The sequence below is a fragment of the Achromobacter xylosoxidans genome (genome assembly GCF_014490035.1).
Lineage (GTDB): Bacteria > Pseudomonadota > Gammaproteobacteria > Burkholderiales > Burkholderiaceae_B > Achromobacter > Achromobacter bronchisepticus_A.
Genome location: NZ_CP061008.1, coordinates 3,755,532 through 3,768,753 on the forward strand (window position 1 = coordinate 3,755,532; position 13,222 = coordinate 3,768,753).

Sequence of the window (13,222 nt, forward strand, 5' to 3'; positions counted from 1 at the left end):
CAGCCCGCCCGGCATCCACTCCATAAGGAACCGCCATGCAAACCTTGATCGCTCCCGAAGTCGCCACCGCTCCCGCCGCGCAATTGGACGACAGCCAGCGCGTGCGCTGCGAGATCTGGACCCGCGTCATGGGCTACCACCGCCCCGTCACTTCCTTCAACACCGGCAAACAGGGCGAATTCAATGAACGCCGCTTCTTCGTCGAACGCCGCGCCTGAGGGCGCCACGCGAGCCGCCGCGTCGACCCCGGGCTGCGGCCCGGGCACGCGGCGGCTGACGGCGCGCCCGGCCTACCCGGCTGCGCCGCAACCGGTGGCCCAGCCCTTGCCGCGGCATTCGCACGCCGTCGGCGGGCTGGTGCCGTTTTCCACCGTGGACTGGCCCGGACAACTGGCGGCGGTCGTATTCATCGCGGGCTGCCCCTGGCGCTGCCACTACTGCCACAACGTCGAACTCCAGACCCGCGCCGCCCGCTACGACTGGCGCGAGATCCGCGCCTTCCTGGAAACGCGCAAAGGCCTGCTGGACGCCATCGTGTTCTCCGGCGGCGAGCCCTTGAGCGAACCGCGCCTGCCGCAGATGATCCGCGACGTCCGGCGCATGGGCTACCGCGTCGGCCTGCATACCGCCGGCATCTATCCCCTGCGCCTGGCCGACGTGCTGCGCCATCTGGATTGGGTCGGCCTGGACATCAAGGCCGACGCCCAGGGCTATGACGACGTCACTGGCCGCCGCGATTCGCAGCGCCCCGCGCTGGCCTGCCTGACGCAACTGCTGGCTGCCGGCATCGATTTCGAGTGCCGCATCACCTGGCATCCGGATTGGCTGGACGAGACGCGGCTGCTGACCCTGGCGCGCGAGCTGGCGCGCCGCGGCGTGCGCCGCTTCGCGGTGCAGGGCGTGCGCCGCTCGCCCGACGCGCCCCCGGTGCGCGCGCTAAGCGCCCCGGCCCTGGCGCTGCTGATGCAATGGTTCGAGGAGTTCGCCTATCGCTGAGCCAGGTGCTGCCGCACTTGATTCTGCGCAAGGCGACCCAACTCCCCTTGCTCTAGCCTCTGTCCACTTGAAAAGAGGAAAGACTCATCATGACGTGGTTCAAATCACTCACCCTAGCCGGACGCGAATTGCTGCCCATCGTCCAGGGCGGCATGGGCGTCGGCGTATCCGCCCATCGCCTGGCCGGCGCGGTCGCCAGCCAGAACGCCATGGGCACCATCGCCAGTGTGGATTTGCGCCACCACCACCCCGATCTGCTGGAGAAAACCGAGCGTTGCCATGACCGCGACATCATCGACAGTGCCAACCAGGAAGCGCTCGACCGCGAGGTGCGCGCCGCGCTGGACACCGCTCAGGGCCGCGGCCTGGTGGCGGTGAACGTCATGAAGGCGGTGCGCGACCACCCCGCCCTGGTGCGCCAGGCCTGCGAAAGCGGCGCCCACGCCATCGTGATGGGCGCCGGCCTGCCGCTGGACCTGCCCGAGATGACGGCCGACTACCCCAAGGTAGCGCTGGTGCCCATCCTGTCCGAGGCGCGCGGCGTGGCCGTGGTGCTGAAGAAATGGATGAAAAAGGGCCGCATGGCCGACGCCGTGGTGATCGAACACCCTGGGTACGCCGGCGGCCATCTGGGCGCGGCCCGGCTGGATGACGTGCACAGCGAGCGCTTCGACTTCCAGCATGTGCTGGCCGATTGCCACAAGCTGTTCCAGGAACTGGCGCTGGGTTCCGACGCCCCCCGCTTGATCGTGGCGGGCGGCGTGGGCAGCCATGAGCAAGTGCGCCATTGGCTGGCCAACGGCGCGGACGGCGTGCAGGTCGGCACGGCGTTTGCCGTCACCAGCGAAGGCGACGCGCACGAGAACTTCAAGCGCGTGCTGATCGACGCCGATCCGGACAAGCTGGCCGAATTCACCAGCGTCGCGGGCCTGCCCGCCCGCGCCGTGGAAACGCCCTGGCTGACGCGCTACCTGCGCCAGGAAAAGACGCTGCAGGCCAACACCCGCTGCGATGCGCGCCGCTGCAGCCAGCGCATGGACTGCCTGACGCAATGCGGATTGCGCGACGGCCTGGCGCGCTTCGGGCAATTCTGCATCGACCTGAAGCTGGCGGCCGCGATGCGCGGCGAAGTCAGCCGCGGCCTGTTCTTCCGCGGCGCGTCCAAGCTGCCCTTCGGCAACGCCGTGCGTTCAGTGCGTGAATTGATGGACTATCTGCTGCACGGCGAGATGCCCGCCGCGGCCTGAGTCGCGCAAGACCGTCTTGGGCGGGATTTCCAAAAATAATTGAACGACGTACAATATTATTCGTCGTTCAATTATTTCGCACCATGGATTCCTCTGCCCTCCCTTCATCCGAATCCGCCGCGCCCGAAGCCGGGCGTCGCGAACGCAAGCGCCTGCAGACCCTGGACCACCTGGCGCAAACCGCCTGGCGCCTGTTCGAGACCCTGGGCTATGACGCGGTCACCATGGAACAGATCGCCGCGCAGGCGGACGTATCCAAGGGCACGCTGTACAACCATTTCCCCGTCAAGGAAGCCCTGCTCGCGCACCGCTTCCATGGCGAGCTGGCGGCCAGCGTCCGTGGCCTCCAGCCCGCGCTGCGCGCCCTGCCCACCCTCGCGCAGCGCCTGACGCGGCTACTGCATGCGTCGGCCCATTGGTCCGAATCGCATCGCGCCTATCTGGGGCCGTACCTGCGCTACCGGCTGTCCACGCTGCAGCCCGGCGCGCACGACGACGGCCGCTACCCGCGCAGCGGCATGCAGGCGCTGTACACCGCGCTGATCGAAGAAGCGCAGGCCGCCGGCCAGGCGCGTACCGATCTTGCCGCCGGGCAACTGGCCCATCAGCTGCAATTCCTGTATCTGGGCGCGATGCTGCGCTGGTTGGATCAACCTCGCAGCAGCCTGAAGGCAGAATTCGATGCCGCCATCAGTCTGTTCGTGCGCGGCGTACACCCCGAGGCCGGAGCATGACTGCCGCCGCGCTGGACTGGGCTGCCGCCGCCCTGGCCGGCCCGCACGCCGTCGGCGGCAAGGGCTGGCAGCTGGGCCGCATGGCGCAACTGGGTGTGCCGGTGCCCGACGGCTTCGTGCTGCCGGCCGCGCTGAGCCTCGACCACGAACCGGGCCAGGCGCTGCCGCCCGCCGTCGCCCAGGCGCTGCGCGATGAACTGGCCGCGCGCGGCTGGCTCGAGCGGCCGCTGGCCTTGCGCTCGTCTGCACCACAGGAAGATTCCGCGGGCGCCTCATTCGCGGGGATCCATCTTTCCTGCCTGAACGTGCGCGGTGCGGATGCGGCGAGCGACGCGGTCCGGCAGGTTTGGGATTCGCAATGGACGCCGCAGGCGCGCGCCTACCGGCAGAAGCTGGGGCTGGACCCTGCCGGCATGGCCGTGGTCGTCATGCCGCTGATCGACGCGGTCGCCTCGGGCATCGCCTTCACCATCGATCCCGTGTCGGGGCGGCACGATGAGATGGTCATCCACGCCAACTGGGGCTTGGGCGAGTCGCTGGTCGACGGCGCGGCGCAAGGCGACGAATACCGCCTGCGCGAAGACTATCTGCGCCAGGCTTGGCCGCTGGACGACCGGCGCATCGGCGCCAAACGCCACGCCAGCCAGGCCGCGGAAGGCTCCGGCACCTTGCTTGCTTCCACGCCCGCCGCGCTCGCGGCCCAGGCCGTGCTGAGCGACGCGCAGGCCGTAGCCCTGGGCGACATCGTGCGCGACGCGGCGCGCGCGCTGGACTATGCCGGCGGCGGCTACGACATCGAATGGGTCTGGGACGGGCGGCGCTTCTGGATCGTGCAGGCCCGCCCCGTCACCGTGGCGGCGCGCCACACCTATCCGGCGCTGCGCGCACAGCCCGCCTATTGGTCGCGCGGCAACACCCGCGAAGTGCTGCCGCTGGCCATGTCGGCGCTGGAATGGGATACGGGGCGCGTCATGGCGCAACGCATGCTGATCACGGGCTTTGAATTGAGCGGCTATACCCCCCTGCCGGGCTTGCGGCTGGCGGCGCTGTTCCAGGGCCGGGTCTATCTGGACGCCTCGCTTATCCAGTGGGTGGGTTATGACGCGCTGGGCGTGCAGCCTAAAGCCATGAACGCCCTCTTGGGCGGCCCCCAGCCCGAGATCGAGGTAGCGCCTCTGACGCTGGGCCAACGCTTGCGGCATGGCGCGCGCATCCTGCGCTACCTGCGCCGCGCAGCGCCCTTGCGCAAGCAGGCGGAACTGGACCTGCCGCGCCTGTTCGCCCGCGCCCAAGCCTGGCTGGACGAGCCCGCGCCCGCATCCAACGCCGCGTTGGGCGCCCGCTTGTGGGACCAGTTCCTCACCGTGCTGGCGGCGGACCAACTGTTCTTCCTGCAAGGATCGGGCGGCGGCGCGCTGCACAAGCTGCTGGAACTGGTGGAAAAGGCCTGCCCGGGCGAAGGCCATGCGCTCACGGCCGCGTTGATGGCTGGCGGCGAACCCAGCGTGACCGCCGCGCAAAGCTACGCCCTGATGGCGCTGGCCAAGCTGGCCGCTGACGACGCACGGGTGATGGACTGGCTGCGCGATCCCCGGCGCGACAGCGCCGGCTGGCAGAACGCCTTGCCGGATGGGGCTCCCTTCAAGCCGGCCTTCGCGGATTTCCTGCGCCAATATGGCCACCGCGCCGTTTATGAAACCTATCTGCGCAACCCGCGCTGGCGCGAAGATCCCGCCTATCTGCTGGACAGCGTGCTGCAGCTGACCGACGCCGACGCTGCCGCGCTGCGCGCCCGGCAGGACAGCGCGGCAAGCCAGGCCCGGCAGCGCCTGCGCGCGGCATTGCCTTTCTGGCAGCGGCCGCTGATCGCCCGGCTGCTGGCCGCGGCACGCATCGAGGGCAGGCAACGCGAGGCCGCGCGCAGCGTCCTGGTAGCCTATCTTGCGGCCGCTCGCAGGAACGCGCTGGCGCTGGGCCGGCGCTACGTCCGTCCCGACGGCCTGGCCGCCGCGGACGACATCTTCCATCTGACCGCCGCCGAACTCGTCGCCTTGGCCGAAGCCAGGCTCGCGCCCGCCGCGGCAGGCCGCCGCGCCGCCCTGCGCCGGACTCAGCTGGAATCCTGGGCGGCTACGCCGGATCAGGACGTCATCGCTGAATACGCCAAGGGCGCTTCCACAACGCTATCGCCCCTTGCGTCTGACAATACCGGCGCCACCGGTACCTGGCGCGGCACGCCCGCAGCCGGAGGCCGCGCGCAGGCAAGCGCGTTCGTGGCCCGCACGCCATCCGAGGGCCTGGCCATGCCCGCAGGCGGCGTCCTGGTGGCGGCGTCCACCGACCCGGCCTGGACGCCGCTGTTCCTGCGGGCGGGCGCCCTGGTCATGGAGGCAGGCGGCTACCTGTCGCATGGCGCCATCGTGGCGCGCGAGTTCGGCATACCGGCAATCGTCAATGTGCAGGGCATCATGCGGCACGTCGCCACCGGCGACATGCTGGACGTGGACGCGTCGCGCGGCACGGTGCGGCGGCTGGCATCCGCTTCCAGCCCGGGTCCATCCGGCCCGTAGAAGCCTGCTAGCGCGCCGCGGCCAGATCGAACTGGAACACCGCGCCCGCTCCGGCGCGGTCCACCAGCCGGATCTCGCTGTGATGCAACTGCAGGATGCGCTGCACGATCACCAGCCCCAGGCCGCCGCCGTCGCCAGGGCCGCGATTCAAGGCGCTGGCCCGCGTGAAAAGTCCCGCGCGCAGCGCCTGCGGTATGCCCTCGCCTGTATCGCTGACTTGCACCTGCACCAGGTCATGCGCGCTGCCCAGCCGCAGTTCGATGAGGCCGCCGGGCGGGCTGTGGCGGATGGCGTTGTCCAGCAGGTTGGTCAGCACGCGTTCGATCAGCCCCAGGTCCGCGCGCACCGGCGGCAACTCGCGCGGGATATCGGTGGTCAGGCGCTGCTGCCGCGCCTCGGCCGCCAGCTCGAACTTCTGGATCACGTCCTGCACCAGTTCCGGCAGCGAAAAGGTCTCGGGCTCCAGCCGCACCAGCCCGGACTCCAGCCGCGCCAATTCGAAGAGTTCCTGCGCCAGGCGGCCGACCTTGCGGCTCTGGGCCAGCGCAATGTCCAGGTAGCGGCGACGCTCGTCCGCGTCCAGCGTCTGGTCCTTCAGCCTCAGGGTTTCCAGATAGCCGTGCAGCGAGGTCAGCGGCGTGCGCAGATCGTGCGAGATATTGGCGACCAGGTCGCGCCGCTGCTGGTCTTGCCGCGTCAGTTCGCGCCACTGGTCGGATATGCGCTTGCCCATCTGCACGAAGCTGCGCCGCAACACCGCGATCTCGTCGCCATTGCGCGCCGCTGCGTCGCCCGGACGCTCCAGCGCGGCCAGGGCCTGCCCGTCGTCGCCGTCGAAGGCGCGCACCGCGCGCGTCAGGCCGCGCAGCGGGCGCGTGATCAAGGCAAACGCCGCCAGGCCCGCCACCAGGCCCAGCAGCGCGACCAGCGCGATCGACCACAAGGTCGTGCGCAGCACCGAGCTGCGCGACACGGCCATCGCCAGGGCGTCGTGCGCCTGGCCCTGCAAGACCACGTAGACGTAGCCCTTTTCCTGCCCGCCCACGCGCACTGGCGCGGCGCTGAAGACTTTCTGCGCGTCCAGGCTGCGCGGGTCGTCGCCGGTGATGGGCAGCATGTCGCCGGCCAACAGGCGCTTGACCGGTCCCAGGTCGACATGGTCGCGCTTGATCTGGCCGGCGGGCGCGGCATCGCCCACGATGCGGCCGTCATTGGACAGCAGGTAAACCTCGACCGCCGGATTCACCGCCATCAGCATGTCGAACAGCGAGCGCACCGCGGCGGGCTTCCAGCCGTTGGTGTCCATCAATTCGTTGGCGCCGGCGATGTGCTGCGCCAGTCCGCTGGACAGGCGTTGGACCACCTCCTGCTCATAGCGGGAATTGGCCGCGATCTGCAGCCAGGCCGAGGCGCCGCAGCTGGCAAGCAACAACAGCGCGAACACGGCGGACAGCCGTTGGGTAAGCGTGAACCGCTTCATGATGCGCCTCCCGCGCCGGCCGGCCCCGCGGCGAATTTATAGCCCTTGCCCCACACCGTCAGAATGCGCTGCGGATCCGACGGGTCCGCCTCGATCTTCACCCGCAGCCGGTTGATGTGGGTGTTGACCGTGTGTTCATAGCCTTCGTGCTGGTAGCCCCATACCTGGTTCAGCAGATCCATGCGCGAAAAAACCTTGTCCGGGTGCCGCGCGAAGAAATGCAGCAGGTCGAACTCGCGCGGCGTCAGGTCCAGCCGGCGGCCGTCGACCTCGGCCGTGCGCGCCACCGGGTCGATGGCCACGCCGTGCAGGGCCAGGCTGCCGGCGTCGATGCGCGCGTTGCGCTCCAGGGCTTCGCTGCGGCGCAGGAGCGCCCGCACCCGCGCCACCAGTTCCAGCATCGAGAACGGCTTGGCCAGGTAGTCGTCCGCGCCCAGCTCCAGGCCCAGGATGCGGTGCACCTCGCTGGAGCGCGCGCTGGTGATGATGATGGGCGTGTAGCGCGCCATGGCGCGGGCGCGCTTGCAGATTTCCAGGCCGTCGATGCCGGGCAGCATCAGGTCCAGCACCAGGGCGTCCCAGCCGCCTTCCTCCAGCCTGCGCATGCCTTCGTTGCCGTCGGCGGCATGCTCGACCGCGTAGCCTTCGTCCCGCAGATGCAGGCGCAGCAGTTCGGCGATGTGGGCGTCGTCTTCGACGATGAGTACGCGTCGGGGCGTGTCCATGGGCGGGAAACTCAAAAAGGGTTATGCGCCTATTGTCGCCAATCCGCGCCGCCGAGTTATCACAATTAATTTAAGTTTGCGTGAGGACTTCGGTATCGGCCACGGGGAAGAATGGCTCCAACGACAACCAGCCCCCCGGAGCCCGCCATGCTGGCCACCCCCGCAAGCCACGACGCGCCGCCCGTCCCGCCCGCCAATGCCCCCGTCCATCCCGGCTGGCTGCGCGCCATGCACTGGCTCAACGCCCTGGCCGTGGTGGTCATGGCAATGAGCGGCTGGCGCATCTACAACGCCTCGCCCTTGTTCGACTTCGTCTTCCCCCGGGAGATCACGCTGGGCGGCTGGCTCGGCGGCGCCCTGCAATGGCACTTCGCCGGCATGTGGCTGCTGTTCTTCAACGGCATCCTGTACCTGGCCATGAATCTGGCCACCGGCCGCCTCTGGCGCAAGTTCTTCCCCTTGAGCATCCGCGGCATTGCCGCAGACCTGGGCGCGGCGCTGCGCGGCAAGCTCGCCCACGCCGATCCGCGCCGCTACAACCAGGTGCAGCGGCTGGCCTACCTGTTCGTGATGGCCGACATCGCCGTGCTGGTGCTGTCCGGGCTGGTGCTGTGGAAGTCGGTGCAGTTCGAACTGCTGCGCGAGCTGCTGGGCGGATACGAGACCGCGCGCCGCGTGCACTTCATTGCCATGGCCTTGCTGACGGCTTTCGTGGCGATCCATCTGGTGATGGTGGCACTGGTGCCGCGCAGCCTGATCGCCATGATCCGCGGCAAATAAGGAGCCCTCCGTGAACAAGCACAAGCGCCCCTCCCTCCCCGGCCTGGACGGCCCGGCCATTCTCAAGGAAGCCGGAAGGATCCTGCAAAAACGGGTCGAACAGCCCTCGCGCCGCGCCTTCCTGCGCAACAGCCTGACCCTGGGCGGGCTGGCCATGCTGTCGGGATGCTCGCTGTCGGACGATGACAGCGTGGAACAAGCGCTGACCGCAGTTTCTCGCTTCAACGACCGGGTGCAGGGCTGGCTCTTCGACCCCAACAAGCTGGCGCCGACCTATCCCGAATCGATGATCACGCGGCCCTTCCCCTTCAATGCCTACTACGGCATTGACGAGGTCCGCCACGTGGACGAGGAATCGTTCCGCCTGGAAGTCAGCGGACTGGTCGCCGACACGCGCCGCTGGCGGCTGGAGGAACTGCGCGCCATGGCGCAGATCGACCAGGTGACGCGGCACATCTGCGTCGAAGGCTGGAGCGCCATCGGCAAATGGGGCGGCGTGCCGTTCTCCGCCTTCCTCAAGCGCGTGGGCGCGGACCTGAGCGCCAAGTACGTGGGCTTCAAATGCGCCGACGACTACTACACCAGCATCGACATGCCCACCGCACTGCACCCCCAGACCATCCTGGCGCTGACCTATGACGGCCAGACGCTGCCACCAGAGTACGGCTTCCCCATGAAGCTGCGCATGCCTACCAAGCTTGGCTACAAGAACCCCAAGCACATACAGGCAATTTTCGTCACCAACACCTACCCGGGCGGTTACTGGGAGGACCAGGGCTACAACTGGTTCGGCGGCAGCTAGGTGGAATCTTTCACGCTTTCACTCTCCATAAAGGAACGCATCATGAAGAAAATCGCTACCACCGCCGCGCTGTCCCTGTGCCTGGCTTTCGGCGCCGCGGCAGTCCACGCCGCCGACAACATGAGCAAGGACGCCATGGGCGGCGGCTCGATGTCCAAGGATGGCATGTCGAAGGATGGGATGTCGAAGAGCGGCATGTCCAAGGACGGCATGTCGAAAGATGGGATGTCGAAGGACTCCATGTCGAAAGACAGCATGTCGAAGGATGGCATGTCGAAGGACAGCATGTCGAAGGACAGCATGTCGAAGGACGGCATGTCGAAGGACGGAATGTCCAAAGGCGGAATGTCCAAAGGCGGAATGTCCAAGGACAGCATGTCCAAAGACGGCATGAAGCAGTGACTCCCAACCCACCAGCCCTGTTCCGGAGCATGTCATGAGACTAGACCGCAGGCATTTCCTGGGCCTGGGCAGCGCGGCGGCCATCGCCGCCGGCCTGGCCCCGGTCCTTGCGGCGCGCGGCGGCCCGGCCGCCGCCGCCCAGGCCTTCCCCTACACGCTGAGCGACGCGCAATGGCGCGAACGGCTCACGCGCGAACAATATGAGGTACTGCGCCGCGAAGGCACCGAGCGTCCCTACTCCAGCCCGCTGGACAAGGAGCATCGCAAGGGCGCCTACGCCTGCGCCGGCTGCGCCCATCCGCTGTTCTCGTCGTCCACCAAGTTCGACAGCGGCACCGGCTGGCCCAGCTTCTGGCAGCCGCTGGACGGCGCCGTCGGCGAGACCAAGGATCGCAGCTTCGGCATGACGCGCATCGCCGTGCATTGCGCCAACTGCGGTGGCCATCTGGGCCATGTCTTCGACGACGGCCCCCGCCCGACCGGACTACGCTATTGCATGAATGGCGTGGCCCTCGCATTCACCCCGCAGGCCTGAACTCGGGCCGCCCCATCCATCAGGAGAGACCATGTCCGCCACCCGCCTGCCCCGCAAATTCTGCGCCGCGCTGGCCGCCGCCTGCGGCCTCTTGGGCGCCGCCTCGGCCAGCGCCGCCGAAACCGCCTTCGTCATTCCGCCCCCGGCCCTGGACCAGCCCGCGGCCGCCGCTCCGCAAAAGGCCGTCATCGCCGGCGGTTGCTTCTGGGGCGTGCAAGCCGTGTTCCAGCACGTCAAGGGGGTGAGCTCGGCCGTCTCCGGCTACGCCGGCGGCCAGGCGTCCACCGCCAATTACGACACCGTCAGCGGAGGACGCAGCGGTCACGCCGAAGCGGTCGAGATCACCTACGACCCCGCCCAGGTCAGCTACGGCCAGCTGCTGCAGATCTATTTCTCGGTGGCCCACGACCCCACCCAGCTCAACCGCCAGGGTCCGGACACCGGCACCCAGTACCGCTCCGCGGTCTTCCCCGCGAACGACGACCAGCGCAAGGTGGCCGAGGCCTACATCGCGCAACTGAACAAGACCGGCGTCTATCCCAAGGCGCTTGCCACGACGATAGAACCGCTGAAGGCCTTCTACCCCGCCGAGGACTACCACCAGGACTATCTCGTGCGCCATCCGTACAGCATGTACATCATGGTGAACGACGTGCCCAAGGTCGAGAACCTGGCGAAGACGTTTCCGCAGCGCTATCGGGACAAGCCCGTACTGGTGAACTGAAAACGATAGATGGAGCCGGCCGCGCGGAATGAAGTCGGCCGCGCGCCAGGCTACGAAGCTCTCATCTCCTTCTTTTCCTGCGTCTCCGTTTTTCTCCACCGTAATGCGACTTGATGGCGAGAAACGTGCCCGTACCCAACGCCGGGAGTTTGAACGCACCGAAGACTACAGGACCCGAAGATTCATCATTTCCTCAAAATACTGCTTCAGCAGCTTCATTTGCCGCTCGTGGGCCAGGCAAAGACAAGCAGCAGGTACCGTAGACGGAAACCGTAGACGCTTCCCATGCCTACACCTAATGGTTGCCTGAAAAATGGCAATGCTGAAAGAGGTTGAAAATGGGCAGAGTGAGCGCCAAACTCCCACAAGCCGTCAAATTTTGCCGTCGAACACCATACAATTTGTTGAACTGTTCGATTTGTACGCATTGGACTTGAACCGCTCGGCACAACCCCGTACCCACATGTTCCAACTACGACAGCTAAAGATCTTCGTCGCGGCGATGGAAACGCTGAGCTTCACGAAAGCCGCCAAACAGGTGCATCTGTCCCAACCCAGCGTTACGGAACAGATACGGGCGCTGGAAGAGAGCGTCGGCCAGGCGCTGTTCGTCCGCCAGAACAATCGCCTGCAGCCCACCCCGGCCGCAGAGAGATTGGCCATTCGAGCGCGCGAATTGCTTGCGCGGGCCGATGACGCCTTCCGGGAAGTCCGCGAAAACGTCGGCGATTCGGGCGGCACGATCCGGGTCGCCGCGCCGCAGACTTTGTGCACCAGTGTGTTGGTTCCGCAACTGCTGCGCTTTGCCGGCATGCAGCCCGGAACGCAGGTTGCGGTCCAGGAAAAAAACTCCATGGCAACCGCCCAGGCGGTGCTCGATGGGACGGCCGACCTTGGTCTGGTGCACGGATGGCCGGAAAACGACGCCGACCTTCGGGTGGAAGCCATTGCGCGGGACATGCCGGTGGTCGTGATGCCCCCAGGGCATCCGCTATGCCAGGCTGCTGACATCAAGGCCGACGCGCTTGCCGCGTTTCCGCTGGTTGTCACGATGGAAGGCTGCCGGTATCGGGCATACCTGGAGGCCGTGCTGCAGGAAGCCCCGGCGCAGCCGCGTATCCGCGGTGTCGCCGAGAGCGTACCGGCCTTGATACAGATGGTGTCCGCAGGCCTCGGGGTATCGATCCTGCCGCGGATGGCCATGGATCCCGCATTAACAACGGCAGGCGTCCAGTGGCGGCCATTGTCCACTGCGGGAGCCGGTCTTCCCATCTGCCTGCTCATCTTGCACCGAACGCCTACGCGCCAGGTGGCCGCCTTTATCGAGATGATCCGCCTCGCGGCGGCCGCCTCAGACGAGCCGATGGCCGCCATCGACATGCAGCACGGTACCGGTCGTGTAGCCATTGCCGATCAGGAAGCCGATGGCATCCGCGATATCGCTGCCAGCACCGACTCGGCCCACGGGTAGCCGCTCGGCCATCGACGCCAAAAGCGGTCCGCTGTCGGCGCCGGCCACGTCATTCCAGATGGGCGTATCCACCCAGCCCGGCGATACGGCATTGATCCGCAACGGCGCAAGCTCGACCGCCATGGCGCGCACCACACCCTCCAACGCGGCATTGATCGCGGCCACGGCGATGCCCTTCGGCCGGGGACGGTAGGCGGCAATGCCGGAAGTCAGGGTGATGGAACCGTGCGCCGCCATGCGCTGGGCGCCATGCTTGGCCAGCAGGATCGGCGCGACGACCTTCGAGCGGATGGCCCGGTCGAGCGCGTCCAGCGAGAGGTTCGCTAGCAGCTCATAGGCGCCGCGTATGTCGGCAGCCGTGCAGACCAGATGATCCACCCGGCCTGATTCTTCAAACAGCCGTTGCACTTGCGCTTCACTCGTCACATCCGCCTGGTGCAGGCGCGGCGCGCCAAACGCTCGCAACTGCTCCCGCGCCGCCTCGAGCTTGCCGCGGGATCTGCCCACGATCAGCACCTCGCAGTGCATGCCCAGCAATCGCTCGCTGACGGCCAGCCCCATGCCGGAACTACCGCCGACCACCACAACCCGTTGCCCCGCAAGACCGTTGCCCATGCTCATTTCCTTGAAATACGTGTTTGGAGTAAGCGATGGTGGCGTTACGCGCTGCCGGGCGCCAGCAGGAATGTTTGATTGAGGCATCGGCTAGCCCGATGCTCGCGCGGGCGTGCCGTTGGCCAACCTGTGCGGTGACAT

At 67.4% G+C, this 13,222-nt stretch carries 13 protein-coding genes and 2 pseudogenes; 11 read left to right on the top strand and 4 right to left on the bottom strand.

Going from position 1 to position 13,222, the window contains the following annotated elements:
* Nucleotides 1-35: 35 nt before the first annotated feature.
* The 5 genes from nrdD (at nucleotide 36) to IAG39_RS17465 (ending at nucleotide 5,547) form a co-directional block, all read left to right on the top strand.
* Nucleotides 36-218: an anaerobic ribonucleoside-triphosphate reductase gene (gene nrdD, locus IAG39_RS17445; RefSeq protein WP_059379637.1), complete on the top strand. Its 183-nt coding sequence runs from the start codon at nucleotides 36-38 to the stop codon at nucleotides 216-218.
* The gene (locus tag IAG39_RS17450; protein WP_187774043.1) at nucleotides 184-996 is read left to right on the top strand and encodes an anaerobic ribonucleoside-triphosphate reductase activating protein; all 813 of its coding nucleotides are present in this window, start codon (nucleotides 184-186) and stop codon (nucleotides 994-996) included. Before nrdD ends, IAG39_RS17450 begins: the two co-directional genes overlap by 35 nt.
* Nucleotides 997-1,085: 89 nt before the next feature.
* The gene (locus IAG39_RS17455; RefSeq protein WP_059379633.1) at nucleotides 1,086-2,243 is read left to right on the top strand and encodes an NAD(P)H-dependent flavin oxidoreductase; all 1,158 of its coding nucleotides are present in this window, start codon (nucleotides 1,086-1,088) and stop codon (nucleotides 2,241-2,243) included.
* An 83-nt stretch (nucleotides 2,244-2,326) separates the two neighbouring features.
* The gene (locus IAG39_RS17460) at nucleotides 2,327-2,977 is read left to right on the top strand and encodes a TetR/AcrR family transcriptional regulator (protein WP_118935133.1); all 651 of its coding nucleotides are present in this window, start codon (nucleotides 2,327-2,329) and stop codon (nucleotides 2,975-2,977) included.
* Complete coding sequence (locus IAG39_RS17465) at nucleotides 2,974-5,547, top strand: PEP/pyruvate-binding domain-containing protein (protein ID WP_118935135.1); 2,574 nt, start codon at nucleotides 2,974-2,976, stop codon at nucleotides 5,545-5,547. The genes IAG39_RS17460 and IAG39_RS17465 overlap by 4 nt, the downstream gene beginning before the upstream one ends.
* A 7-nt stretch (nucleotides 5,548-5,554) precedes the next feature.
* Here the strand turns inward: IAG39_RS17465 and IAG39_RS17470 are convergent, their stop codons facing one another.
* Together IAG39_RS17470 and IAG39_RS17475 are read right to left on the bottom strand one after the other, a co-directional pair.
* On the bottom strand, nucleotides 5,555-7,027 hold the full coding sequence (locus IAG39_RS17470) for a sensor histidine kinase (RefSeq protein WP_118935137.1): 1,473 nt from the start codon (nucleotides 7,025-7,027) through the stop codon (nucleotides 5,555-5,557).
* Nucleotides 7,024-7,752, bottom strand: a complete 729-nt coding sequence (locus IAG39_RS17475) for a response regulator transcription factor (RefSeq protein ID WP_059379629.1) — start codon at nucleotides 7,750-7,752, stop codon at nucleotides 7,024-7,026. Before IAG39_RS17475 ends, IAG39_RS17470 begins: the two co-directional genes overlap by 4 nt.
* Before the next feature lie 147 nt (nucleotides 7,753-7,899).
* On the opposite strand from IAG39_RS17475, the gene IAG39_RS17480 reads away from it, so the two are divergent.
* From IAG39_RS17480 to IAG39_RS17490, 3 genes and pseudogenes are all read left to right on the top strand, one after another.
* Entirely contained in the window at nucleotides 7,900-8,532 is a 633-nt protein-coding gene (locus IAG39_RS17480) for a cytochrome b/b6 domain-containing protein (protein ID WP_118935139.1), read from the top strand.
* A 10-nt stretch (nucleotides 8,533-8,542) separates the two neighbouring features.
* Complete coding sequence (locus IAG39_RS17485) at nucleotides 8,543-9,334, top strand: molybdopterin-dependent oxidoreductase (protein ID WP_118935141.1); 792 nt, start codon at nucleotides 8,543-8,545, stop codon at nucleotides 9,332-9,334.
* A gap of 42 nt (nucleotides 9,335-9,376) precedes the next feature.
* A pseudogene (locus IAG39_RS17490) lies at nucleotides 9,377-9,718 on the top strand (pentapeptide MXKDX repeat protein); the annotation flags it as partial.
* Here the strand turns inward: IAG39_RS17490 and IAG39_RS31775 are convergent.
* Nucleotides 9,620-9,820, bottom strand: a pseudogene (locus IAG39_RS31775) (hypothetical protein); the annotation flags it as partial. The pseudogenes IAG39_RS17490 and IAG39_RS31775 overlap by 99 nt on opposite strands.
* Between IAG39_RS31775 and msrB the strand changes: the two are divergent.
* The 3 genes from msrB to IAG39_RS17505 all read left to right on the top strand — a co-directional run bounded on the left by msrB (nucleotide 9,771) and on the right by IAG39_RS17505 (nucleotide 12,466).
* A complete protein-coding gene (msrB, locus tag IAG39_RS17495; protein WP_059379625.1) occupies nucleotides 9,771-10,271 on the top strand; it encodes a peptide-methionine (R)-S-oxide reductase MsrB in 501 nt (166 codons plus the stop codon). The pseudogene IAG39_RS31775 and the gene msrB sit on opposite strands and share 50 nt — an antisense overlap.
* Nucleotides 10,272-10,302: 31 nt before the next feature.
* Complete coding sequence (msrA, locus tag IAG39_RS17500) at nucleotides 10,303-10,995, top strand: peptide-methionine (S)-S-oxide reductase MsrA (protein WP_118935070.1); 693 nt, start codon at nucleotides 10,303-10,305, stop codon at nucleotides 10,993-10,995.
* Nucleotides 10,996-11,314: 319 nt separating this feature from the next.
* Complete coding sequence (locus tag IAG39_RS17505) at nucleotides 11,315-12,466, top strand: LysR family transcriptional regulator (RefSeq protein WP_223283504.1); 1,152 nt, start codon at nucleotides 11,315-11,317, stop codon at nucleotides 12,464-12,466.
* Here the strand turns inward: IAG39_RS17505 and IAG39_RS17510 are convergent.
* Nucleotides 12,347-13,081, bottom strand: coding sequence for an SDR family oxidoreductase (locus tag IAG39_RS17510; protein ID WP_118935068.1), 735 nt, complete (start codon nucleotides 13,079-13,081; stop codon nucleotides 12,347-12,349). The two genes, IAG39_RS17505 and IAG39_RS17510, sit on opposite strands and share 120 nt — an antisense overlap.
* Nucleotides 13,082-13,222: the final 141 nt, after the last annotated feature.